General features: G+C 72.6%; 23 protein-coding genes. 10 read left to right on the plus strand and 13 right to left on the minus strand.

Features of this window, described 5'->3' with window-relative positions; all coding sequences use genetic code 11:
- Positions 1-2: 2 nt before the first annotated feature.
- Positions 3-1103 (minus strand): YihY/virulence factor BrkB family protein, encoded by a 1101-nt coding sequence (locus tag V6R91_RS30920; RefSeq protein WP_336398522.1) that lies wholly within the window; start codon positions 1101-1103, stop codon positions 3-5.
- Positions 1104-1325: 222 nt separating this feature from the next.
- Between V6R91_RS30920 and V6R91_RS30925 the strand changes: the two genes are divergently transcribed.
- Both V6R91_RS30925 and V6R91_RS30930 read left to right on the plus strand, forming a co-directional pair.
- On the plus strand, positions 1326-2657 hold the full coding sequence (locus tag V6R91_RS30925; protein ID WP_336398621.1) for a hemolysin family protein: 1332 nt from the start codon (positions 1326-1328) through the stop codon (positions 2655-2657).
- The gene (locus tag V6R91_RS30930; protein ID WP_336398523.1) at positions 2654-3712 is read left to right on the plus strand and encodes a hemolysin family protein; all 1059 of its coding nucleotides are present in this window, start codon (positions 2654-2656) and stop codon (positions 3710-3712) included. Before V6R91_RS30925 ends, V6R91_RS30930 begins: the two co-directional genes overlap by 4 nt.
- Positions 3713-3755: 43 nt before the next feature.
- Here the strand turns inward: V6R91_RS30930 and V6R91_RS30935 are convergent, their stop codons facing one another.
- Complete coding sequence (locus V6R91_RS30935; RefSeq protein WP_336398524.1) at positions 3756-4826, minus strand: NADH:flavin oxidoreductase/NADH oxidase; 1071 nt, start codon at positions 4824-4826, stop codon at positions 3756-3758.
- 43 nt (positions 4827-4869) lie between these two features.
- On the opposite strand from V6R91_RS30935, the gene V6R91_RS30940 reads away from it, so the two are divergent.
- From V6R91_RS30940 to V6R91_RS30955, 4 genes are all read left to right on the plus strand, one after another.
- Positions 4870-5745 carry an ADP-dependent NAD(P)H-hydrate dehydratase gene (locus V6R91_RS30940; protein ID WP_336398525.1) on the plus strand — a complete coding sequence of 292 codons (876 nt, stop codon included), beginning with the start codon at positions 4870-4872 and terminating at the stop codon, positions 5743-5745.
- Positions 5746-5799: 54 nt separating this feature from the next.
- A complete protein-coding gene (locus tag V6R91_RS30945) occupies positions 5800-7011 on the plus strand; it encodes a hypothetical protein (protein ID WP_336398526.1) in 1212 nt (403 codons plus the stop codon).
- A 96-nt stretch (positions 7012-7107) separates the two neighbouring features.
- Positions 7108-7422: a thiamine-binding protein gene (locus tag V6R91_RS30950; protein WP_336398527.1), complete on the plus strand. Its 315-nt coding sequence runs from the start codon at positions 7108-7110 to the stop codon at positions 7420-7422.
- Between the two features lie 4 nt (positions 7423-7426).
- Positions 7427-8149 (plus strand): NUDIX hydrolase, encoded by a 723-nt coding sequence (locus V6R91_RS30955; RefSeq protein ID WP_336398528.1) that lies wholly within the window; start codon positions 7427-7429, stop codon positions 8147-8149.
- Positions 8150-8156: 7 nt separating this feature from the next.
- On the opposite strand, the gene V6R91_RS30960 is transcribed toward V6R91_RS30955, so the two are convergent.
- From V6R91_RS30960 to V6R91_RS30970, 3 genes are all read right to left on the minus strand, one after another.
- Positions 8157-9812 carry a peroxidase family protein gene (locus V6R91_RS30960; protein ID WP_336398529.1) on the minus strand — a complete coding sequence of 552 codons (1656 nt, stop codon included), beginning with the start codon at positions 9810-9812 and terminating at the stop codon, positions 8157-8159.
- A gap of 71 nt (positions 9813-9883) precedes the next feature.
- Positions 9884-11089, minus strand: a complete 1206-nt coding sequence (gene metX / locus V6R91_RS30965; RefSeq protein ID WP_336398530.1) for a homoserine O-acetyltransferase MetX — start codon at positions 11087-11089, stop codon at positions 9884-9886.
- 115 nt (positions 11090-11204) lie between these two features.
- On the minus strand, positions 11205-12527 hold the full coding sequence (locus V6R91_RS30970) for a bifunctional o-acetylhomoserine/o-acetylserine sulfhydrylase (RefSeq protein ID WP_336398531.1): 1323 nt from the start codon (positions 12525-12527) through the stop codon (positions 11205-11207).
- A gap of 237 nt (positions 12528-12764) precedes the next feature.
- Between V6R91_RS30970 and V6R91_RS30975 the strand changes: the two genes are divergently transcribed.
- The 4 genes from V6R91_RS30975 to V6R91_RS30990 are packed head-to-tail and all read left to right on the plus strand — an operon-like array spanning position 12765 to position 15794.
- Positions 12765-13553, plus strand: a complete 789-nt coding sequence (locus V6R91_RS30975) for an SDR family oxidoreductase (RefSeq protein WP_336398532.1) — start codon at positions 12765-12767, stop codon at positions 13551-13553.
- On the plus strand, positions 13550-14416 hold the full coding sequence (locus V6R91_RS30980; protein WP_336398533.1) for a metal-dependent hydrolase: 867 nt from the start codon (positions 13550-13552) through the stop codon (positions 14414-14416). Before V6R91_RS30975 ends, V6R91_RS30980 begins: the two co-directional genes overlap by 4 nt.
- Before the next feature lies 1 nt (position 14417).
- Positions 14418-15110 (plus strand): uracil-DNA glycosylase, encoded by a 693-nt coding sequence (locus V6R91_RS30985; RefSeq protein ID WP_336398534.1) that lies wholly within the window; start codon positions 14418-14420, stop codon positions 15108-15110.
- 45 nt (positions 15111-15155) lie between these two features.
- The gene (locus V6R91_RS30990; RefSeq protein ID WP_336398535.1) at positions 15156-15794 is read left to right on the plus strand and encodes a GNAT family N-acetyltransferase; all 639 of its coding nucleotides are present in this window, start codon (positions 15156-15158) and stop codon (positions 15792-15794) included.
- A gap of 3 nt (positions 15795-15797) precedes the next feature.
- On the opposite strand, the gene V6R91_RS30995 is transcribed toward V6R91_RS30990, so the two are convergent.
- The 8 genes from V6R91_RS30995 to V6R91_RS31030 all read right to left on the minus strand — a co-directional run bounded on the left by V6R91_RS30995 (position 15798) and on the right by V6R91_RS31030 (position 23508).
- Positions 15798-16250, minus strand: a complete 453-nt coding sequence (locus tag V6R91_RS30995; RefSeq protein WP_336398536.1) for a hypothetical protein — start codon at positions 16248-16250, stop codon at positions 15798-15800.
- On the minus strand, positions 16219-17298 hold the full coding sequence (locus tag V6R91_RS31000) for a M4 family metallopeptidase (RefSeq protein WP_336398537.1): 1080 nt from the start codon (positions 17296-17298) through the stop codon (positions 16219-16221). The genes V6R91_RS30995 and V6R91_RS31000 overlap by 32 nt, the downstream gene beginning before the upstream one ends.
- A gap of 35 nt (positions 17299-17333) precedes the next feature.
- Positions 17334-18146 carry an ATP-binding cassette domain-containing protein gene (locus V6R91_RS31005; RefSeq protein ID WP_336398538.1) on the minus strand — a complete coding sequence of 271 codons (813 nt, stop codon included), beginning with the start codon at positions 18144-18146 and terminating at the stop codon, positions 17334-17336.
- Positions 18143-18931, minus strand: a complete 789-nt coding sequence (locus V6R91_RS31010; RefSeq protein ID WP_336398539.1) for an ABC transporter ATP-binding protein — start codon at positions 18929-18931, stop codon at positions 18143-18145. Before V6R91_RS31010 ends, V6R91_RS31005 begins: the two co-directional genes overlap by 4 nt.
- Positions 18928-19884 (minus strand): ABC transporter permease, encoded by a 957-nt coding sequence (locus tag V6R91_RS31015; protein ID WP_336398540.1) that lies wholly within the window; start codon positions 19882-19884, stop codon positions 18928-18930. The genes V6R91_RS31010 and V6R91_RS31015 overlap by 4 nt, the downstream gene beginning before the upstream one ends.
- Entirely contained in the window at positions 19881-20831 is a 951-nt protein-coding gene (locus V6R91_RS31020; protein WP_336398541.1) for an ABC transporter permease, read from the minus strand. Before V6R91_RS31020 ends, V6R91_RS31015 begins: the two co-directional genes overlap by 4 nt.
- Entirely contained in the window at positions 20828-22342 is a 1515-nt protein-coding gene (locus V6R91_RS31025; protein WP_336398542.1) for an ABC transporter substrate-binding protein, read from the minus strand. The genes V6R91_RS31020 and V6R91_RS31025 overlap by 4 nt, the downstream gene beginning before the upstream one ends.
- A 185-nt stretch (positions 22343-22527) precedes the next feature.
- Complete coding sequence (locus V6R91_RS31030; RefSeq protein ID WP_336398543.1) at positions 22528-23508, minus strand: alpha/beta fold hydrolase; 981 nt, start codon at positions 23506-23508, stop codon at positions 22528-22530.
- Positions 23509-23531: the final 23 nt, after the last annotated feature.

Here is a 23531-nt window from a genome sequence, read left to right on the forward strand (position 1 = left end):
CCTCAGCGTTCGCCGCTGCTCCCGCCGGTGTGCGCCGGCTCGTCGTCGTCTTCGTCCGCGTGCTGCAGGCGGATGCGCCTGCCCTCCTCGACGTCCTTCTTCTCCTTCTGCGCGGCCTTATCGCTCTTGCGGGTGTCGCGGGGCGGCAGCTGGATGTCCTCCTCCGCCTCGATCCCGGCCTGCAGCTGGCGCCCGCGTTCGAGCTCGGCATCGAACTCGGCTCCGAACAGCAGCGCGATGTTGGCGATCCACAGCCACAGCAGGAAGACGATCACCCCCGCGAGCGAGCCGTACGTGCGGTCGTAGTTCGAGAAGTTCCCCACGTAGATGCCGAACGCCACCGACGCCAGCACGAGGGTGAGGATCGCCAGCAGCGATCCCATGCTGATCCAGCGGAACTTCGGCTGCTTCGCGTTGGGCGTCGCGTAGTAGAGGATCGCCACCATGAGCACGACGATGAGTGCGAGCACCGGCCACTTCACGATCGACCACACCGTGGTGGCCACCTCGCCGAGGCCCAGCGCCGAGCCCACCGCATCGGCCACGGGGCCGGAGACGACGAGGATCACGAGCGCGACCACGATGAGCGCCACCCCGATGACCGTGACCAGCAGCTGGGCCGGCTTCAGCTTCCAGAAGGGCCGGCCCTCCGGGATCTCGTAGATCCGGTTCATCGCGCGGCTGAACGCCCCGACGTAGCCCGATGCCGACCAGATCGCCAGCAGGAGGCCGAGCACGAGGCCCCATCCGGCGGCGGGGGACTCGGCCGCCTGCTCGAGCGGGCCGCGCAGCGCGTCGGCCGCCTCGGGCGACACGCTCTCGACCACGCCGATGATCGCGCCGGTCGCCTCACCGCTGCCGGCGAGGAGCCCGAAGATCGAGAAGACGGCGACGAGCCCGGGGAAGATCGCCAGGACCGAGTAGAACGTCAGCGCGGCGGCGATGTCGGTGCACTCGTCGGCTGAGAACTCCCTGGCCGTCTTGACGAAGACGTATTTCCAGGAGCGCTTCTCGATCTCGCGGGGCGTGTCGGGCTTGTCGGGGTGCTCGGGTGACGGAGCGTTGCGGGGGTCCGTCTGCCGGTCGGCGCTCGTGTCGGTCATCCCCACAGCCTGCGCAGTCCCGCGCCCGGTCGCGGAGGGGGTTGACACCGGCGCCCGCCGACCGCAGGGCCCCTTCGTCGTGAGCGATCCGCGGCCGCGCCCGGACCCCTGTCGTAGACTTGGCGGCACGATGGACGACCCCCCCAGTTGCAGACGATCGCCCCACCGACCCGACTCCCGGATGCACCGGCCTGACTCCTGGCCGAACAGGGGGTGCGCGTGATGGATTACGTCATGCTGGGCGTGGGGCTCCTGCTCACCATCGGCACCGGACTGTTCGTCGCGAGCGAGTTCGCGCTGGTGAACCTCGACCGCGCCGACCTCGAGGCCCGTCAGGCGGCTGGCGAGTCGCGGCTCTCGATGACCATCGGCGCGCTGCGCATCACGTCGACGCATCTGTCCAGTGCGCAGCTGGGCATCACGCTGACCACGCTGCTCACCGGCTACACGATGGAGCCGGCGATCTCGAACCTGCTCGCTCCGGTCTTCGACGCGTGGGGCATCCCCGAGGGCGTGTCGCGGCCCCTCGCCGCGGTCATCGGCGTCTCGATCGCGACCGTGTTCTCGATGATCATCGGCGAGCTGGTCCCCAAGAACTTCGCCCTGGCGATCCCGAGGCAGACCGCGAAGCTGGTCATGCCCTTCCAGGTGGGGTTCACGACGGTGTTCCGCCCGGCGATCGTCGTGCTCAACGGCAGCGCGAACGGCGTGCTGCGGGCGATGGGCGTCGAGCCCAAGGAGGAGCTCTCGGGCGCGCGGACGGCCGAGGAGCTGTCGAGCCTCGTGCGCCGCTCCGCCAGCGCCGGCGTGCTGGAGGAGGACACCGCGTCGCTGCTCGACCGCAGCCTCACCTTCGCGCGCCTGAGCGCGGCCGACGTCATGACGCCCCGCCCGAGCATCCATGCGCTCGCCGCGGACGACTCCGCGGAGGACGTCATCCAGCTCGCGCGCCGCACCGGGCACAGCCGCTTCCCCGTCTACGGCGAGTCGATGGACGACATCACCGGCATCGTGCACCTCAAGGCCGCCGTCGGCGTGCCGCGGGAGCGCCGCGCGGACGTGCCCGCCGCCGCGCTGGCGACCGAGCCGCTGCGGTTCCCCGAGGCGGTGCACCTCGACGTCCTCGTCGCCGAGCTGCGCGCTCGGGGCTACCAGATGGCCGTCGTGGTCGACGAGTACGGCGGCACCGCGGGCGTGGTGACGCTGGAGGACCTGGTCGAGGAGATCGTCGGCGAGGTGCTCGACGAGCACGACCGGCGCCGCGCGGGCATCGTCCGCGTCGATGACACCGTGGTGTTCCCCGGCGAGCTGCGGCCCGACGAGGTGCGCGATCGCACCGGCATCCGCATCCCCGAGGGCGACGTCTACGACACCGTGGGCGGCTACATCATGAGCGTCCTCGAGCGCATCCCTGCCGTCGGCGACACCGTCGAGATCGAGGACGGCACCCTCGAGGTGCAGCGCATGGCCGGACGCCGCGTGGAGCGGGTGCGGTTCGTCCCGACGCCGATGCCGCACGCGGCGGCGACGACGGAAGGGGGTGAGCGTCGATGAACGACTGGGCCGGAATCGCATGGCTCGTGGTGCTGCTCATCGCCAACGCCTTCTTCGTCGGCGCCGAGTTCGCCGTCATCTCCGCCCGCCGCTCGCAGATCGAGCCGTTGGCAGAGAAGGGCTCCCGCTCGGCCAAGACCGCGCTGTACGCGATGGAGCACGCGACGCTGATGCTCGCGACCAGCCAGCTGGGCATCACGATCTGCTCGCTGCTGATCCTGAACGTGTCCGAGCCCGCCATCCACCACCTGCTCGCCGAGCCGCTCGGGCTCACCGGCTGGTCGGAGGCCGTCGTCGACGGCGTCGCGTTCGCGATCGCCCTGCTGCTGGTGTCGTACCTGCACGTCGTGTTCGGCGAGATGGTGCCGAAGAACCTCGCGTTCTCGGTGCCCGACCGCGCCGTGCTCATGCTCGCCACGCCGCTGGTGTGGGTGTCCAAGCTCTTCCACCCGGTGATCGTGACCCTGAACTGGATCGCGAACCACATCGTGCGGTTGTTCCGCGTCGAGCCGAAGGATGAGGCCGCCTCGACGTTCACGCTCGAGGAGGTCGCGACGATCGTCAATCAGTCGCGCATCGAGGGCGTGCTCGACGACGCGGCCGGAACGGTCGCCGCCGCCGTCGAGTTCACCGACAAGAAGGCCGCCGAGGTGGCGGTGCCGCTGTCGCAGCTCGTGACGCTCCCCGAGCGGACGACGCCCGACGAGATCGAGCGCGCCGTGGCCAAGCACGGCTTCTCGCGCTACGTGATCGTCGACGACGAGGGTGCGCCGCTGGGCTACGTGCACCTGAAGGACATCCTGCGGGCGGCGGAGGGGCCGGATGCCGCCACCGACGTCGCGCGCCCCATCACGACCCGTCGCGTCCACCACATGGTGCCCGTGCTCGAGACCACCGACCTGGAGGACGCCCTCGCCGTCATGCGCCGGGCCGGCCGCCATCTCGCACAGGTGCGCAACGAGGCCGGCGAGACCACGGCGGTGCTCTTCCTGGAGGACATCATCGAAGAGCTCATCGGCGAGGTGCAGGACGCGACCCGTCGTCGCGGCTTCTGACGCGCGGCGGAGCCCCGGGTATCCCGGGGATTCGCCGTCGCCGTCAGGAGGCCGGCCGCGCCCGGAGGTACTGCGCCGGCCAGTACTCGATGTCGGCGCCGAGCTCGGTGGCGGCCCGCAGGCCGTAGTGCGGATCGCGGAGCCACTCGCGTCCGGCCATGACGGCGTCGGCCGCCCCCTCCTCCAGCACCCGCTCCGCATGGACGGCGTCGTCGATCATGCCGACGGCGTTCACCGGCACACCCGCCTCGCGGCGCACGCGCGCCGCGAGGCCCACCTGGTAGCCGGGGCCCGTCGTGAGCCGCTGGTGCGAGACGAGGCCCCCGCTGGAGATGTCGAAGAAGTCCGCGCCGCGGTCGGCGGCCCAGCGCGCCACCGTGACGGTGTCGTCGGCGTCCCAGCCGCCGGGCGCCCAGTCGGTGGCGGAGAACCTCACGATGAGCGGAACGCCGGGCGCGGCATCCGTCACCGCCTCCAGCACGCGGAGGAGGAGCCGCGCGCGATTGCGCAGCGAGCCGCCGTACTCGTCGTCGCGAAAGTTGGACAGCGGCGAGAGGAACTGGTGCAGCAGGTAGCCGTGGGCCGCGTGCAGCTCGAGCACCTGGAATCCCGCGTCGACGGCGCGGCGGGCCGCCGAGGCGAAGGCGGCGATGATGCGGTCGATGCCCGCGAGGTCGAGGGCGACAGGCGCCGCGTAGCCGTCGTAGGCGTCCGCCGAGGGTGCGACGGTGGTCCAGCCGCCCTCCTCGGCCGGCACCGAGCCGCGGCGTCCGGAGAACGGCGACCAGGTGGAGGCCTTGCGCCCCGCGTGCGCGAGCTGGACGCCGGCCACCGCCCCACGGCGACGGATGGCCGCCACGATCGGCGCCCACGCGTCGCGCTGCTCGTCCGTCCACAGTCCGACGTCCTCGGGCGAGATGCGCCCTTCGGGCGACACCGCGGTCGCCTCCGCCACGATCAGCCCCGCCCCTCCCGACGCGAACTGCGCGAGATGCGTGTGGTGCCATTCCTGCGGCACGCCGTCCACCGCGCTGTACTGGCACATGGGCGACACCCACAGGCGATTGCGGATCGTGACGTCGCGGAGGGTGATCGGGGAGAACAGTCGGGGCATGGGGTCTTCCGGGCCGGGTTCGGGGGAGCGGTACTGTGACGGCATGGAGCGGTCTCACTCGCTGCGGGCATGGTCGCAGGCCGACGCCGCGCGGGCCCTGCGGCGGCCGACGGGCGCCGATGACAAGTATTCCCGAGGCGTGCTGGGCATGCGCACCGGGTCCGAGGCGTATCCCGGTGCCGCCGTGCTGGGCGTCGAGGCCGCCTGGCGCACCGGCCTCGGCATGGTGCGCTACCTCGGCCCCGAGCACCCGACGGCGCTCGTGCTCGCCCGCCGGCCCGAGACCGTGACCGCGGACGGCCGCGTGCAGGCGTGGGTGATCGGATCGGGGACGGATGCCGCCGTCCGCACCGAGTCCGACACCGCGGCGCTGCGCGGCCTGCTGTCCGACACCGATCCCGTCGTCGTCGACGCCGGGGCCCTCGATCTCGCCGCCGAGGCCACCGCGCCGCGCATCCTGACGCCGCACGACCGTGAGCATGCCCGGCTGCGTGCGGCCCTCGGGCTCGGCCACACGCCGACGGACCGGGTCGTGGCTGCGCGCGAGACCGCGGCGGCGACCGGCGCCGTCGTGCTGCTCAAAGGGGCCGTGACCGTCGTGGCCGCTCCCGACGGGTGGGCGGCGACGGTCGAGGCCGGCACCCCGTGGCTCGCGACGGCGGGCACCGGCGACGTGCTCGCGGGCGTCATCGGGGCGCTCGTGGCGGGGGCGATGGCGCACGACCAGACGGCGGATGCCGCCTCCCTCGCCGCGCTCGCGGCCTCCGGCGCCTGGCTGCACGGCCGTGCGGGGGCGATCGCCGCCGCCGGCGCGGGCTCGACCGCCGGTGGCCCGGCGTCCTCGGGCGGCGGGCCGATCACGGCGCTCGACGTGGCCGAGGCGCTGCCGCGCGTGGTCGCCGAGGCGCTCGCGGCCTGACCCGCGCCCCGTTCGCGTGACGGGCGGCCGTGGCGCGTCCCTAGGATGGAGGGCGTGTCTGGGCGGGCGGTGGTGTGGATCGCGTTCGTCCTGGTCCACGCCGTCGTGGTCTGGCTGGGGTTCGCCGACGATCGCGCCGCCTCGTGGGACGTCGATCAGCTGTACCGGTGGTGGGCAGGGCTCGCGCTCACCGGGGAGGCGTTCCCGGGGATCACCGCGGACTGGATCTACCCCGTCCTCGCCCAGCTGCCGATCCTGACCGCCGGCGCCGTCGCCGGGCTGCTCGACTACGTCTTCGCGTGGGGCCTGCTCGTGACGGCGCTCGACGCCGCCGCGTTCGGCGTCCTCGTCGGGCGCGGCCGCTCCCGAGGCCGGATGGCGGCCGCATGGTTCTGGCTGGCGGCGATCCTCGCCCTCGGCGGCGTCGGGATGTTCCGCCTGGACGCGGTCACGGTGCCCCTCGCTGTCGCCGGCTCGCTGTGGCTCGTCGGTCGCCCATGGCTCGGATCGGCGCTGCTCGCCGTGGCCACGTGGATCAAGGTGTGGCCGGCCGCGCTGCTCGCCGCGGCCGTCATCGCGGTGCGGCGGCGGCTCGCGGTCCTCGGGGCGGCGGCGGCGGTGTCCGCCACCGTGGCGCTCGCCGTCTTCGTCGCGGGCGGCGGGGCACACCTTCTCGGCTTCGTCGGCGACCAGACGTCGCGCGGGCTGCAGATCGAGGCACCGGTGAGCACGGTGTACATGGTGATGGCCGCCGCGGGCGTGCCGGGCGTCGAGGTGGTCTACGACTTCGACCTCATCACCTTCCAGGTCGACGGCCCGGGCGTGGAGGGGGTCATCGCCGTGATGACGCCCATCCTCGTCGTGGGCATGCTCGCGATCGCGGCGGCGGGCGCGCTGAAGGCGTGGCGGGGCGCGAGCTTCGTCGCGCTGTTCCCCGCCCTCGCCGCGGCCCTGGTGCTCGGCTTCATCGTCCTCAACAAGGTCGGCTCGCCCCAGTACATGACGTGGCTGGTCGCACCGCTCGTCCTGGGCCTCGTGCTCGATCGCCGCCGCTGGTGGGCACCGGCTGCCCTCACGCTGGCGATCCTCGTCCTCACGCAGCTGATCTTCCCGTTCTGGTACGACGCGCTGCTCGTCCTCGCGCCGGCCGGGGTCGGGCTCCTCGTCGCGCGCAACCTGCTCCTGCTCGCGCTCTTCGCGTGGGTCGTGGTCCGACTCGTGCGGGTGCGCGTGCGGCCGGCCGTGCGCCGCCGCGTGACAGAGTAGACGTGGGCCGGCTGCGCCGGCCGTCGCCGGCGCAGCGCGCAGGCCGGCCTCGGCGCCTGCCGCCCGCCATCCTCATCCCCTGAACCGGAGGTCCCCATGCTCGTCGCCTTCTCCGTCGCCCCGAGCGGCACCGGCCGCGCCGACGGCTCGGTGCACGATGCGGTCGCCGCCGCGGTGCGCGTCGTCCGTGACAGCGGGCTGCCGCACCGCACGACGTCGATGTTCACCGAGATCGAGGGGGAGTGGGACGAGGTCTTCGGGGTCGTCAAGCGCGCCTGCGACGCGGTGGCGCCCTACGGCTCGCGCGTCTCGCTCGTGCTCAAGGCCGACATCCGCCCCGGGTACTCGGGAGAGCTGGACGGCAAGATCGAGCGCCTCGAGCGCGCGCTGCGGCGCGACGACGCCGACTGAGGCGATGGACCTCCCGCTCGGCGACCGGTCGCGACGCCCCGACGACGCGACCGACCCCGCGATCCCCGTCGCCGCCACGGTCGTGCTGCTGCGCGACGGCGTGGAGCGGGCCGGCCTCGAGGTGCTCATGCTCGAGCGACCCGACCGCGGCTCGTTCGCGGGGGCGTGGGTGTTCCCGGGCGGAAAGCTCGAGGATGCCGACCGCGGACCCGACCCCGCCGAGCCCGAGGAGGCTGCGGCCCGGCGTGCAGGCGTGCGGGAGACGCGCGAAGAGACGGGGCTGTCGGTGGATCGCGACGCCCTCGTGACGCTGTCGTGCTGGGACCCGCCACCGGGTCTCGCACTGCGGATCCGCACGTGGTTCTTCGTGGCGACGGCCGCGACCGGCGTGCTGACACCCGCGGCGGACGAGGCCGTCGCGACGGAGTGGATCCGCCCGTCCGAGGCGCTGGCCCGTCACGGGCGCGGGGCCTTCACGCTGTATCCGCCGACGTGGGTGACACTCCACGGCCTGGCCGAGCACGACGACACCGCGTCGGTCGTCGGCGCGGCGCGCCTCGGCGGCGTGCAGCGCTTCGAGACGGTCGCGCGCCGCGGCGGCGACGGCCCCGTCCTGCTGTGGCAGGGCGACGACGACTACGATCCGGATGCCTCGGCCGAGGCATCCGGATCGCGTCATCGCCTCGAGATCGGGGCGCTGCCGTGGCGCTACCAGCGCACCGGCTGAGCGGTCGTCACGGCTCCAGCACCCCGGCGACGCGCACGAGGTCCGCGAACGTGAAGTCGCCGGCGACCGTGCTCGGAAGCGTCGGGGTGAAGCCGACGTTGAGGAGCGACAGGGCGTCGCGGCGGAGCATGGTCACGAACGTGTCCGCCACGATCTTCGCCCCCAACGGCCCGAGGTGCTCGCCGCCCGTCGCGACCATCGCCTCGCGCAGGATGTAGTACCACAGCGGCGTCTTCTCGAGCAGGAGTCCGCCCTGCTGCTGCAGGACGGCCACCTCGTCGGCGGGGAGCCCGCCCGTGAGCTCGGCCGCACTGAGCACGGGCACGCCGAGCGCCGCCGCCGTGGCCTGCCCGCTGGGGAGCCCGAGCACGAGACCGCGCAGCAGATTGCGGGTCGCGAGGATGCTCATGAGCGCGTTCGTGCCGCTGCCGTCGAGATCCTCGAGCGCGCTCGCGAGCACGCTGTCGATCTTGCGCGCGTTGTTGAACACCGGTACGGCGAAGCCCGTCTCGAAGAACGCGTTGAAGTCGACCACCCAGTTCGAGCGCACCGGCAGGTGGGGTTCGTGGATGAACGCGAACACGTCCGACATCGGCTTGGTGCGCAGCTCGAAGTTCAGCCAGTAGTCGTCGCGGATCATGCTGTGGCCGAACCGGTACGCGGCGACGGAGAACTCCACCGGCATCTGGAACGCGCCGCCGATCGGAGCCGATACACCGGCGATCGCCGCGTCGACGGCCGCCTGGCCGCAGATGCGGGGCAGGAAGTCGTTGAGCACCGCCCACTGGTAGTGCAGCGTCGCCTGCCGCTTGGCCTCGACGAAGACGTCGCCGGGGAATCCGGACGCGACCAGGGAGTCGACGATCGCGTTGTGGAACCGCAGCATCGCGTGGTGCAGCTGCGACACGATGAGGTTCTCGTTGTTGCGCGGGTCGCCGATGATCGCTGTGAGGGCCGAGGTGCGGGGAACGTCGCAGTCGGTGTGCTCGACCATGCCGGCCGCGCCGGCAGCCCCGCCGGCACCGCCGACGCCGCTGGACAGGTTCGTGCCGATGAGCATGCGGAATGCGGAGGCCGGCTCGCCGGGCGCCGGTGCGGCGTACAGGAAGGCATCCACCGCCGGTCCTCGCCCGTACACGCTGTCGAGGTCGAGCATCGGCGAGCGCATGTTGTTGATGACGCCCGCGTCGACCAGCGTCGGCGAGTCGAGGGCCGACGACACGTCGAGGGTGATGTCGTGGTCGACGAACTGCCCGACGTAGGTGAAACCCGACGGGGTCGCGGAGTCGGACGCCGTCTCGCGTCCGCTGTTGGCCATCAGGTTGCCCAGCTGCGTCAGCAGATCCCGCGAGGTGTCGTCGAGGGGCAGCCGGCTGGCCTTGCGCACCCTGGCCTTGGTCAGGTAGCCGAACTTGTCGGCGGCGGAGGAGAACACCTCGTGCGCGGGGAAGTATCCGAGCGAGAACTTCGCGCCGTGGAACCTCCCGTGCTCGGGCCGCACCGCCTCCAGCGAGGAGCGGATGTCCACCGGCAGCCGCGGTGCCCGCCGCTCGCCGGGCGACCGCTCCCGGGTGCCGTTCACGCCGAGCTGTTCGCGGAGAAAGGGCTGGGCCGCGAAGGCGTCTTCGGGCGACTCGGCGCCCGGCTTGGTGTCAGTGCTCATGATTCCCTCCTTGGGACTTTGCCCAGTGGGAGAGGAGCGCCTCGCGGACGGTGATACCGCGGCGACGCGAATCAGGACTCGAGCAGCCGGCGCAGGTGGGTCCCCACCGCGTGCGTCTCGATGAGGAAACCGTCGTGGCCGAAGTCGCTCGAGAGCACGACGGCGCGGTCTCCGTCGAGCGTGTTGCGGATGCCGCGGGCGATGCGGTGCTGCCCGTCGATCGGGAAGAGGCGGTCGCTGTCGATGCCGAGCACGAGCGCCGTCGCGGTGACGCGGGCGAGCGCGTCCTCGACACCGCCGCGGTCGCGCCCGACGTCGTGCGAGTTCATCGCCTCCACGAGCGTGATGTACGCGTTCGCGTCGAAGCGCCGCGTGAACTTGTTGCCGTGGAAGTCGAGATAAGACTCCACGGCGAACCGGCCGCCGCGCCCGAGCGGGCTGACGCCGGACTGCCACGACCGCTGGAACCGCTGGTTCAGCTCGGTGGGGGAGCGGTAGTTCAGCAGCGCCATCCGGCGGGCCAGCGCGAGGCCGCGCGTCGGCCCGTCCCCGTCGGCGGCGTCGTAGTACTCGCCGCTCTGGAACCGCGGGTCGATGCGGATGGCCTCCAGCTGCACCGAGTTCAGCGCGATCTGGTCGGCGGTGTTGACCGGCGGCGACGACAGGATCCCCACGCGCGCGACGCGCTCGGGCAGCGACACCGCCCACTCCAGGGCGTGCATGCCGCCCATCGATCCGCCGACGACGGCCGCCCAGACGTCGATCCCCAGCGCATCCGCGAGGCGCACCTGGGCCGCCACCTGGTCGCGGATCGTCAGGTACGGGAAGCGCGAGGCCCACTCGTAGCCGTCGGGACCGATGGATGCGGGACCCGTCGAGCCCTGGCATCCGCCCAGCATGTTCGGTGCGACGACGAACCAGCGATCGGTGTCTATCGGGCCGCCCGGGGCCACGATGTCGTCCCACCAGCCGGAGGTCGGGTGCCCCGCCCCGGCCGGCCCGCGGACGTGGCTGTCGCCGGTGAGCGCGTGGAGCACCAGTACGGCGTTGTCGCGGGTGGCGTTCAGCTCGCCCCACGTCTCGTACGCGAGCCGGTAGGCGGGCAGCTCGCGGCCGCCCTCGGTGCGGAACGCCCCGAAGGCGGCGAAGTGCCGGTCGCCCGGCGGGTCGCCGTCGCGCCAGGCGCCGGTGGCGGGCGGGCGCCCGCCCAGCAGGCGGGCGTCGGCCTCCGTCACGGGCGCGCTCGGCACCGTGTCCTCGGAGGTCTGCCAGTCCATCGGTCCATTCTCGCGTGCCGGGTCGCGGGCAGGCCGCGTGTTACGGGCGGGATGACGGATGCCCCGTCCCGGCGCCGCGCGCCGGGACGGGGCATCCGTCATCCCGAGGAGGGGGTCAGGCGCGAGCGGCCTCCGAGACGCGGCGTGCGGCCGCGAGAGCCTGCTCGAGGTCGGCCTTGAGGTCGTCGATGTTCTCGAGGCCCACCGAGAGGCGCACCAGGCCAGGGGTGACCCCGGCGGTGAGCTGCTGCTCGGGCGTGAGCTGCGAGTGCGTCGTCGAGGCCGGGTGGATGACGAGCGAGCGCACGTCGCCGATGTTGGCCAGGTGGCTGAACAGCGTCAGCGAGTTGACGAACTCGCGGCCGGCCTCGACGCCGCCCTTCAGCTCGAACGACAGCACCGCGCCGACGCCCTTCGGGGCGTACGTGTTCGCGGCGGCGTACCACGGCGAGGTGGGCAGGCCCGAGTAGTTCACCGACGCGACGTCGCCGTGGTTCTCGAGCCACTCCGCGATCTCCTGCGCGTTCTGCACGTGACGCTCGACGCGCAGCGACAGCGTCTCGATGCCCTGGATCAGCAGCCACGCGCTGTTCGGCGAGATGGCCGAGCCGAGGTCGCGGAGCAGCTGCACGCGCGCCTTGATGATGTAGGCCAGGCCGTCGCCGACCGCGGCGGTGTACGACGCGCCGTGGTACGAGGGGTCCGGAACCGTGAGGCCGGGGAACTTCTCGACGTTCTTGGACCACGCGAAGGTGCCGCCGTCGACGATCACGCCGCCGATGGTCGTGCCGTGGCCGCCGAGGAACTTGGTGGCCGAGTGCACCACGATGTCGGCGCCGTGCTCGAACGGCTTGATGAGGTACGGCGTCGCGATCGTGTTGTCGACGATGAGCGGCACGCCGCTCTCGTGGGCGATGTCGGCGACGGTGCGGATGTCGAGCACGTTGATCTTCGGGTTGCCGATGGTCTCGGCGAAGAACAGCTTCGTGTTGGGGCGCACCGCGCGGCGCCACTCCTCGGCGTCGTCCTGGTTCTCGACGAACGTGGTCTCGATGCCGAGCTTGGCGAGGGTGTACTTGAAGAGGTTGTACGTGCCGCCGTAGATCGAGCTCGACGAGACGATGTGGTCGCCGGCCTCGGCGATGTTCAGCACCGCGAAGGTCGCCGCCGCCTGGCCGCTCGCGAGGAGCAGAGCGCCGGTGCCGCCCTCGAGCGCGGCGAGGCGCTCCTCGACGACCGCCTGCGTCGGGTTCTGGATGCGCGTGTAGATGTTGCCGAACTCGGCCAGCGCGAAGAGGTTCGCCGCGTGGTCGGCGTTGTCGAAGACGTACGACGTGGTCTGGTAGATCGGCGTCGCACGAGCCTTGGTCACCGGGTCGGGCTGGGCCCCCGAGTGGATCTGCTTGGTCTCGAAACGCCAGTTCTCGGGTGCGGACATGGCTTGCTCCTGCGGGTTCGGATGCCGGGAGCAGGCGCCCCCAGCCGGGTTCGACAGTACGGAGAACCGCGGTTGTCGACAACGCGGGGGAAATGTGACGTAACGCGCTCACCGCCCCCTCCTCCCCGGACGGCCCGCCCCCCTCGTTCGCCTGCGCTGAATGTACGGCGTCCCCGGCGTGTCGCGTGCATTCAGCGCAAGTGAACGGGGCTGGGGACTGTGGGTAGCGTGGAGGTCATGGCGAACAGACGTGCTGTGGTGACCGGGGCGAGCTCGGGGATCGGAGAGGCGGCCGTGCGCGCGCTGCGCGCGACCGGCTGGGACGTGGTGGGGGTGGCGCGGCGGGCCGACCGCCTCGCGGCGCTCGAGGACGAGACCGGCGCCGTCGCGTTCGCCGCCGATCTGACGACGGATGCCGATGTCGAGGCGCTCGCGGCGTTCCTCGACGGCTCCGGCCCGGTGCACGCGCTGGTGCACGTCGCCGGGGGCGCCCGCGGCACGGACCGGGTCGAGGACGGGCGCGTCGAGGACTGGCAGTGGATGTTCGAGGCCAACGTGCTGTCGGCCCAGCGCCTCGTGGCGGCCCTGCTGCCGCAGCTGCGCCGGGCCGCGGCATCCGACGGTCACGCCGACACGCTCTTCGTGACCTCGACGGCCGCCCAGCACGCCTACGCGGGCGGCGCCGGCTACAACGCGGCGAAGGCGGCCGAGGCGATGCTCGCGCACGCGCTGCGCCTCGAGCTCAACGGAGAGCCGATCCGCGTGGTCGAGATCGCGCCGGGGATGGTGCACACGCCCGAGTTCACGCTCAACCGCCTGGGCGGTGACACCGTCGCCGCCGAGCGCGTGTACGAAGGCGTGCGCGAGCCCCTCACGGCAGACGACGTGGCCGACGTGATCGCGTACGCGCTCAACGCTCCCGGCCACGTGAATCTGGACCTGGTGACCATGCGCCCCGTCGCGCAGTCGGCGCAGCACCTGCTCGCGCGCGGTCCGCTGCGTCCGCGCGGCGTGGACGCACCGTGACGCTCGACCGCGGCACGGTCGTCACCTACCCGGACGGGGCGACCGTCTCGCACGGAACGGTGGTGCACGTCGCCCCGGCCGGCGACGGGCGCACCGCCGTCATCCTCGACCGCACCGCGTTCCACCCGGTCGACACGGCCTGGCCCGACCAGCCCGCAGACAGAGGCGTCCTCCGCATCGGCGGCGTCGAGCTCCCGGTCGTCGACGCGGTGGTGGGCGCCGCGCAGGGCGAGCAGCTCCTCCTCGGCGCCGACGTCCCCGTGCGCACCGGGACCGAGGGGTGGAGCTTCGTCGTCGCCCACGTCGTCGCCGGTGACGGGGTCGCCCCCGGCGCGAGCGTCGAGGTGGAGGCGGATGCCGCCTACCGCGCCGCCCTCTCGCGCGGCCACACCGCGTGCCACCTCGCCTCCCTGGCGCTGGACGCGGCGCTCGCGGACGCGTGGCGCAAGCCGGCACCGCTGGACGCGCTCGGTGCACCGGCCTTCGACGCACTGGCCATCCAGGAGTCGCGCATCCTCCCCGAGGGGTCCCGCGACGTCTACCGCATCGGCAAGTCGCTGCGTCGCAAGGGCTTCGACCCCGCGGCGTTGGAGGACCTCGGGTCGCTCGCCGCCCGGGTGGACGCCCTGCTGGCCGAGTGGGTCGCAGCCGACGGCGCCGTGCGCATCGTCCGCGACGGTGAGGCGCTCGCCGACCGGCGGACGTGGGTGTGTCAGCTCCCCGGCGCCGAGGTCCGCATCCCCTGCGGCGGGACGCACGTCGCCTCCCTCGCCGAGCTCGCCTCGGTGTCGGTCTCGTTCGCGACGACCGCGACAGACGGCGGACTCGAGCTCGTGATGACCACCGCGGCCGAGCGTGCCTGACATGGCGATGACCCTCCCCGAGCTCGCCGGCGCGGGGCTCATCGACGCCGGCTGGTCGGCGGCGCTCGAGCCGGTCGCCCCCGACATCGCGGCGCTCGGCGACCGCCTGCGGGCGGAGGTCGCCGCCGGACGCCCCTACCTGCCGTCCGGCGACCGCGTCCTGCGGGCCTTCCAGCGCCCGCTCGCCGACGTCAAGGTGCTCATCGTCGGGCAGGACCCGTACCCGACGCCGGGGCATCCGATCGGCCTCTCGTTCGCCGTGGACGCGCACGTGCGTCCGCTGCCCAGGAGCCTCGTCAACATCTACCAGGAGCTGGAGGCCGACCTCGGCATCCCCCGGGCGCCCCACGGCGACCTGTCGGCCTGGAGCGACCAGGGCGTCATGCTCCTCAACCGCGTCCTGACGGTCGCCCCGGGGGCACCGGCGTCGCACCGCGGCTGGGGGTGGGAGAAGGTGACCGAGCACGCCATCCGCACGCTCGTCGCCCGTGACAGGCCGCTCGTGGCGATCCTGTGGGGGAGGGATGCCGCGAACCTGCGGCCTCTGCTCGGGGACACACCCGTCATCGAATCGGCGCACCCGTCCCCGCTCTCTGCGAGCCGGGGCTTCTTCGGCTCCAGGCCGTTCTCGCGAGCGAACGAGCTGCTCGCGATCCAGGGTGCCGAGCCGGTGGACTGGCGGCTGCCCGCGTAGGCTCGTCCCGCTGCCCAGGGCCGGCCGCACACATCAGGAGGGCGCATGCTCGAGGAGGAATACGAGAAGGACCGCCGACGGCTGCCGCGCCATCTGCAGCGCCAGCCGGAGCCCGAGCTGCCCTTCACGTTCCGGATCCGTCCCGTGGAGGACCGGGACATCCCCGACATCCGCGAGATCTACAACTACTACGTCACCAACTCGGTGGTGACCTTCGATGAAGACACCTGGTCGGTCTCGAAGTGGCGCAAGAAACGCGACCACCTCCGCAGGCTCGGGCTGCCGTTCCTCGTCGCCGAGTCCCCGTCCGGTCAGATCCTAGGCTACGCGCTGGTCCAGCCGATGTCGAGCAAGTCCGCCTACCGCTTCTCGGTGGAGAACTCCATCTACCTCGGCCAGGCCGCGACCGGCAAGGGGCTCGGCCGCGCACTGCTTCACGCCCTCATCGAGGCCTGCGAAGAGGTCGGCATCCGCCAGATGGTCGCCGTGATCAGCGACAAGGGGGCCGAGGGCTCGGTCGCGCTGCACGAGAAGCTGGGGTTCGTCGAGGTCGGGCGCATGGGCCGGGTGGGCTTCAAGTTCGACCGCTGGCTGGGCACCATCTACCTGCAGAAGTCGCTCAATCCGAAGAGGGGGGCGGGCAAGAAGCCCGGCACCCCCAAGAAGGGATTGTTCGGGCGCTGATCCTCAGCGTCCGGGCCGCTCCGGTCCCGGCCGCTGCCTGCTCCAGTCGCGGACGGCGTCGATGAGCTCGCGCCACGCCCCGACGACCTGGTCGTCGAAGAGCTCTGCCTCGCGCGGGTCGGATCCCGCCCAGCTGGCGCGGATCAGCCACACGAAGCCGTCCGGCACGGGCGGTCGGCCGCGGTCCTCCGCCGACAGGACCGGGGGCTCCTCCGGGCCGCTCGTCGTCGCCGTCGGGGCCGAGTGCGCGCCCTCCTCCGGCGCCCAGGGCGGGGGGACGTCGTCCCACGGGCAGCGCTCGATGAGCGAGCGCCATTCCGGCGCCTCCGCGGCGGGAGGCTGCGCCGACCAGCGTCGCGTCATGCCGGCGATACCGCCGGTGCGGGCCACGTCGACCTCGAGCGCGGGGTCGGGTGCGCCCGCGTCAGCATCGCGTGGTCGGGTCGTCTTGATCATCCGCGATCACTCCGACGCTCGTCCACCCGGCGCGGACGGCGTCGACCTCCTCCGAGTCCTCACCGTACTCCGTGCTCGCCGCCGTGACCGTGGCCCGTGCGAACGTCGTGAAGTCGGCGGTGGCGGGCACCGTGCCCGATGTGAGCGTGCGGTACCAGATGAGGCCGGCGCGGTCCCACGCCCGCCCGCCCAGGGCGGTGGCGGTGAGGTAGAAGGCGTGGTTGGGGATGCCGGAGTTGATGTGCACGCCGCCGTTGTCGTCTCGGGTCACGACGAAGTCGCGCATGTGGGCCGGCTGCGGGTCCTTGCCCAGCACGTCGTCGTCGTACGCCGTGCCGGGGGCGGCGAGCGATCGGAGCGCCGTTCCCTGCACGGCATCCGTGAAGATGCCTTCGCCGATCAGCCAGCTCGCGGTCTCGACGGTCTGGGCTTCGCGGTGCTGCTCGGCGAGCGCACCGAAGACGTCGGCGACGGATTCGTTGAGCGCGCCGGACTGGCCGCGGTAGAGCAGCCCGCCCTCGTCCTCGATGACGCCGTGGGCGAGCTCGTGGGCGATGACGCTCAGCGAGCCGGTGAACCCCGCGAAGATCTCGCCGTCGCCGTCGCCGAACACCATCCGCTCGCCGTTCCAGAAGGCGTTGTCGTAGTCGCGGCCGTAGTGCACGGTGGCCAGAAGCGAACCGCCCGCACCGTCGATGCCGTCGCGCCGGTACGCGTCCCACCAGAAGTCGAACGTCGCTCCGAGGCCGTCGAAGGCCTCGTCGACGGACGCGTCGCCGGTCGCCGGGTCGTCCTCGCCGCGCACCCGCACGCCCGGCAGCACCTCGCGCTCCTGCGCGTCGGAGATCTCGCGATCCGGCGCGGGCGTGGTCTCGGCGACCAGCGTTCCCGGCTCCTCGATCGACAGGCGCAGCCGGGAGCGGGCCGGCCGGTAGTCGCGCGGGGCGGCGAGGGTGGCGCGGGCGGCCTGCGCGGCCTTGGCCCAGCCCTCCTCCCGCACGGCGGCGATGCGGGCGAGGAGATAGGGCGGGACGATTCCGGGAGCCATGCTCCGAACCTAACGCCGCCCGCCGACGCCCAGCGTCAGGCCGGGCTCACATCCCGCCCGGGGGCGTCGATGACGGGGATCGAGGCCAGCAGCCGCCGGGTGTACGAGACCTGCGGCTGCAGCAGCACCTTCTCGGTCGGTCCCTCCTCGACGATGCGGCCGTCCTTCATCACGACCACCTCGTCGCACAGGTTCTGCACCACGCCGATGTCGTGCGACACCAGCAGCAGGGTGAGCCCGTCGCGGGCGCGCAGCTCGCCGAGTAGCTCGAGGATCTGCGCGCGCACCGTCACGTCCAGGGCCGACAGCGGCTCGTCGCCGACGAGCAGCCGCGGCCGGTGCACGATCGCCCGTGCCAGGGCGATGCGCTGCCGCTGGCCGCCCGAGAACTCGTGGGGGAAGCGGTCGGCCATCGCGGCATCCAGTCCCACGTCCTCCAGCACGTTGCGCACGCGCGCGCGCCGGTCCCCGTCGACGCCGAGCGCCCACAGCGGCTCGCCGACGATGCGGCCGACGCTCATCCGGGGGTCGAGAGAGGCGTAGGGGTCCTGGAAGACGATGCCGGTCTGCCGGCGCAGCCAGTGCAGCGATCGCGCCGAGGCGTTCGCGTCCACCGCCTGCCCGTCGAACTCGACGGTCCCCGCGGTGGGCGCGTCCAGCGCCAGCAGCAGGCGCACGAGGGTGGACTTGCCCGAGCCGGACTCGCCGATGACCCCCACGGCGGATCCCTCCCGCACGTCGATGTCGGCATCCTCCAGGCCCGTGGTGAAGGTGCGCGCGCCGAACAGCCGGCTCTTCGGCGCGGGGTAGCGGCGGGTCAGCCCGCGACCGCTGATCAGCACGTTCACGGCGCACCCCCCGGGCGCCACAGCGTGGCGGTCGCATCGCGCAGCAGCTCCTGGGTGACCACGGATGCCGGGGCGGAGAGCAGCTGAGCCACGGGCGCCGCCTCGACGACGCGCCCGCGCTCGAGCACGACGCCGTGCGTCGCGATCTGCGACAGCACGGCGAGGTCGTGCGTGATGAACACCAGCGACATGCCGTCGTCGCGCACGAGCCCCAGGAGCAGGTCGAGGATCTCGGCCTGGATCGTGACGTCCAGCGCGGTGGTCGGCTCGTCGGCGATCAGCAGCCGCGGCCGGCACGCGAGCGCCATCGCGATCGCGACACGCTGCCGCTGGCCCCCCGACAGTTGATGCGGGTACCGCGAGACGATGCGGCCGGGGTCGGGGAGCGCGACCCGGGAGGCCTCGGCGACGGCGCGGGCTGCGGCATCCCGCTTCGACAGGCCCTCGTGGATCCGCACCGACTCGGCGATCTGGCGTCCCACGGTGCGGATGGGGTTGAGCGCGGTACGGGGCTCCTGGAACACGATCCCGATCTCGTCGCCGCGGAGCTCGGCGAGCTCGGCGTCGTCGAGCGCGAGGATCTCGCGGCCGTTCCAGCGGATGCTGCCCGACGCGGTCGCGCCGTCGGGCAGGAGCCCGAGGATCGCGAGGGCCGTGAGCGACTTGCCCGATCCGGACTCGCCGATGAGTCCCACGCGCGCGCCGTCGGGGACGCCGAACGAGACGCCGTCCACCACGACGCGGCCGCCGATCTCGATGCTGAGGTCCTGCACGTCGAGGGTCACGACACGACCTCCGGGATGTGCAGGCGTGCGCGTCGGGTGGCGAAGGGGCTGCGGGACAGGGTCGGGTCGGTCGCCTCGCGCAGGCCGTCGCCGAGGAGGTTCAGCCCGAGCACGGTGAGGGTGATGGCAAGACCCGGCCACACCACCGACAGCGGATGCACCGTGATGAACTGCTGCAGCTCGGCCAGCAGCAGCCCCCAGGAGGGCTCGGTGACCGGCGCACCGAAGCCCAGGTACGACAGCCCCGCCTCGGCGAGCACCGCCACCGCCATGCCCCACGACAGCTGCACGATGAACACCGGGGCGACGTTGGGCAGGAGGTGGCGCCACAGGTTCTGCGCGGGCGTCAGTCCGCTCGCGCGGCCGGCGAGCACGAAGTCGCTGTGCAGAACCCGCCGCAGCTCCGGCCGCGTCACGCGGGCGATGTTGACGCCGAAGCCGATGCCGACCGCCCAGATCACGACCCACAGCGACCCGCCCCAGACGGCGGAGATCATCATGGCGATGATGAGCACGGGGAACGCGATCAGGATGTCGACCAGGACCGCGACCGACTCGCGCACCCACCGGGCGGTGAGTGCGCCGAGGGCCGCGAGCGCGATGCCGATGACGGTGGCCACCGCTCCCGCGCCCACGGCGACCAGCACGGTGGTGCGGGCGCCGGCCATGAGGAGGCTGAGGATGTCGCGCCCCGACCCGTCGGTCCCCAGCAGGTGCGGCCATCCGGGCGGCGCCCAGCGGCCGGAGATGTCGACCTGCTGGGGATCGAACGGCGTCCACACCTGCGCGACGACGGCGGTTGCCACGACGACGCCGACCACGATGAGGCCGAACCGTCCGGTCGACAGCGCCCACAGCCGCCGCAGCCACGCCCAGCGCGACCGGCGGCGCCGGGGCGGGACCTCGGGTGCGGCATCCGCGTCGGGAGCCCCTGCGCTCGTCGAGGGGATCATGCCGCCTCCCGCTGCCGCGGGTCGATGAAGCGGTGCACCAGGTCGACGGCGAAGCCGACGACGAGCACGAAGCCGGTGAGCGCCAGCAGCTCGCCCTGCACCATCGGAAGGTCGCGCGCGGCGACGTCGGAGACCAGCATGCGGCCGATGCCGGGGAGGGAGAACAGCTGCTCGATCACCACCGCGCCCACGATGATGCCCGCGACCTGCAGGCCGAGCACGGTGATCACCGACAGCCCCACGACGGGCAGTCCGTGGCGGATGAGCGCCTGGTCCCTGGTGAGGCCCTTCGCGGCGGCCGTGCGGACGAAGTCCTGACCGACGGCCTGGAGCGTCGCGCTGCGCACGAAGCGCAGCAGCATCGCGCCCTCGACGATGCCGATCGTCAGCGCGGGGAGGATCAGCGCGCGCAGCGCGGCGGCCGGGTCCTCCCACCCGGCCCGCGGGAAGCCCTGCGCCGGAAGCCAGCCGAGCCACACCGCGAAGACGACGACGAGCATCATCCCCGCCCACACCACGGGCACGGCGGCGAGCGCCTGGGCGCCGACGCTGAGCGCGGTGCCGTCGGCGCGGCCGCGGCGCATCGCCGAGAGCACGCCCAGCGGCACGCTGATCACGACGGCGATGAGGAGCGACAGCACCCCGAGCGGCACCGTCACCTCGGCCTTCTGCGCGAGCTGGTCCACGACGCTGGACCCGGTCAGGAGGGACGTGCCCAGGTCGCCCCGGAACAGGCCGCCGATCCAGTCCAGGTACTGCGCGGGAAGCGGCCTGTCCAGCCCGAGGCGCGCGCGGATGGCGCCCTGCTGCTCAGGCGTCGAGCCGACCCCGGCGATGACCGAGGCGACGTCGCCGGGGAGCACGCGGAGCGTCACGAAGATCAGCACGCTGGCGACGAGAAGCCCGAGCAGGAGCAGGGCGAATCGGGTCAGCGTGTAGCGGATCACCCGTTGCTCTTGCCGATCTCGGCGACGTTGAGGCGCTCGTTCACGTTGATCGAGGGCATACCGGTGATGTTAGTGCCGACCGCGATGACCGAGGCGCCGTTGTACAGCCAGTCCGCCGCGTGATCCTCGGCCACGATCCGCGCGGCCTCCTGCAGCAGGTCGGCGGCCTCTGTCTCATCGGTCGCCGCGAGCGACCGGGCGTAGAGCTCCTGCACCTCGGGGTTGTCGTAGGTGAAGTAGTAGTCCGGGTTCGCCCAGTTCTCGAAGTCGCGGGCCTCGGTGTGCAGCACGAAGCTCAGGTCGTAGTCCTGGTTCGTGTACACGTCGGTCAGCCACGTCGTGAAGTCCACCGACTCGACCTCGAGCGTGATGCCGACCTCGTCGAGATCCGACACGAGGATCTGCGGGATGGTCGTCGAGTAGAAGTTCGGAATGGTCAGCGTCAGCTCGAGGTCCTCGGCGCCGGCCTCCTCGAGGAGCGCCCGCGCCGCTTCGGGATCGAACGGCGCGACGTCCGACAGGTCCTCGTAGCCCGGGTCGAGCTCGGGGATCGGCCCGTACTGGGCCTGCCCCGACGCCAGCGCCTCGATGATCGCGTCGTGGTCGATGGCCTGACGGATCGCCTGCCGCACGCGCTCGTCCTCGAGGGGGCTGCCCGGCGCCTGGTTGAACGCGAGCGTCCCCTTGTCGGTCGACCGGCCGAGCACGAGGGCGAAGTCGCCGTTCGCCTCGATCTGCTCGCGGAGGTTCGCGTCGAAGCCCGTCAGCACGTCGACCTCGCCGGCGAGGGCCGCGTTGAGGGCCGCCTGGTTGTCGGGGATGTAGTCGAAGACGACCTCGGCGGCGCCGGACGGCTCGTCCCAGTAGGCCTCGTTGCGGACGAACGTGATGCTGTCGCCCTGCCGCCAGTCGCCGAGCACGAACGGCCCGGTGCCGTTCGCCTCGGTCTGGTAGTCGACGGTGTCGCCTTCCTTGAGGATGATCCCCGCGCGACCGGTGAGGTTCCACAGCAGGCTCGAGTCCGGGGCGTCGAGGGTGAGTGTGACCTCCTGGCCCTCCGCCTCGATCGCCGTGACGCCCGAGAGGCGGTCGGAGTCCCGCCACTCCGCGGTGTCGCGACGGGTGGTCAGCGACCACACGACGTCCTGCGGGGTGAGCGGCTGGCCGTCGTGGAAGGTGACGCCCTCCCGCAGCGTGAAGGTGTAGGTGAGACCGTCGGGGGAGACGGTCCAGTCGCCGGCCAGCGCCGGGACGATGTCCTGCTCCGGGGTGCGCGCGACCAGGCCCTGGTAGATGTTGTCGACGAGGATCTGGTCCAGGGCCGAGCCCGCCGTCTGCCGGATGTCGAGGTTGCCGGGCTCCAGCACGAGGCGGATCGCCACCGAGGCGTCGGGATCGGGGTCGCCGATCACCGTCGGGGTCGGCTCGGCTCCGCTGCCGCTGCACGCGGTCAGGGCGAGGAGGCCGGCGGCGAGCAGGGAGGTCGCGGCAAGGGTGGTGCGACGGAGCATGGAGGTCCTTTCGGGGAGGGTCCCGCGTGCTGTGGGGCGGACCGTTCTGTGGGGACGGCCCGGGGGCGGATATCAGCCTAGGGATATCGCGTCGGCGCGCGGCAACCGCTACTCGGAACGCAATACAAGTGATATCGCTTCCCGAACGGCCGATTCCCGCGGGGTCCTGCCGCGCCTCTCGCCGATCACGCGTCCAGCGCGCGCCTGCGGAGGAGGGCGGCGAGGTCCGCCGGGATGTCCTCCTGCACGTTGTGCCCCGCGGGGACGGAGACGACGGATGCCGCCGGCAGCCGCCGCGCGAAGACCTCGGCGTCGGCGTCGGTGACGTAGCCGCGGTCGCCCCGGATGAGTGTCGTCGGGGCGAGCACCGCGGCGAGGTCCTCCCAGCCGGATTCGCCGAGCACCGACGCGACGGCATCCGTCCCGCCGGCAGGAGGCACCGCGGACGGCGCGTCGACGGGTCCGTCGCCCGCGTGCGCGGCGGACGCGGCGTTCGCCAGGTGCGCGAAATGGTGCTTCCACTCGACGCGTCCGTCCGGGCGCACCCGCGAGTTGTGGAACACGCCGCGCTCCGCCTTGCGGCGGGTGCCGCCGCCCAGGCCGAAGGCGAGAGCCCGGTCGACCAGCTCGTCGCGCGAGGCCCAGTCGACCGGACCCGCGAAGAACTCCCGGATCTGCGTGGGGCCGGCGTTCGCGTCCACGCCGGGCGTGATGTCGATGACGACCAGCTCGCGCACCAGATCCGGACGGGATGCCGCGACCGCGGCGGCCGTCAGCCCGCCCAGCGACTGCCCGACGAGCACCTGCGGCTCGGCGGTCCACGCGTCCATCCCCGCCGCGACGTCGGCGGCCAGCACCCGCGCGAGGTACGCCGCATCGTCGCGCCAGGACGAGTCGCCGTGGCCGGGCAGATCGATCGCCAGCGCGGGCAGTCCGAGCGCGAGGATCGTGGTGTCCCAGGTGTGCGCGTTCAGGCCGGCGCCGTGGAGCAGGGTCACCACGGGTGGCGTGTCGGGCGCGTCGGCGGGGGCGTAGTGCAGCGCGCTCAGGCGGCGGCCGCTCTCGAGCGTCAGGGTGAGGCGCCGGCCGCGGGGGAGCGGGGAGTCGATGCCGGCCTCCGCCGCCTGCTCGGGAAGGAACGAGAACTCGTCGATGGGGTCGCTCACCCGCTCATCATGCCGCACCGCAC

The organism is Microbacterium sp. CCNWLW41 (assembly GCF_037083505.1).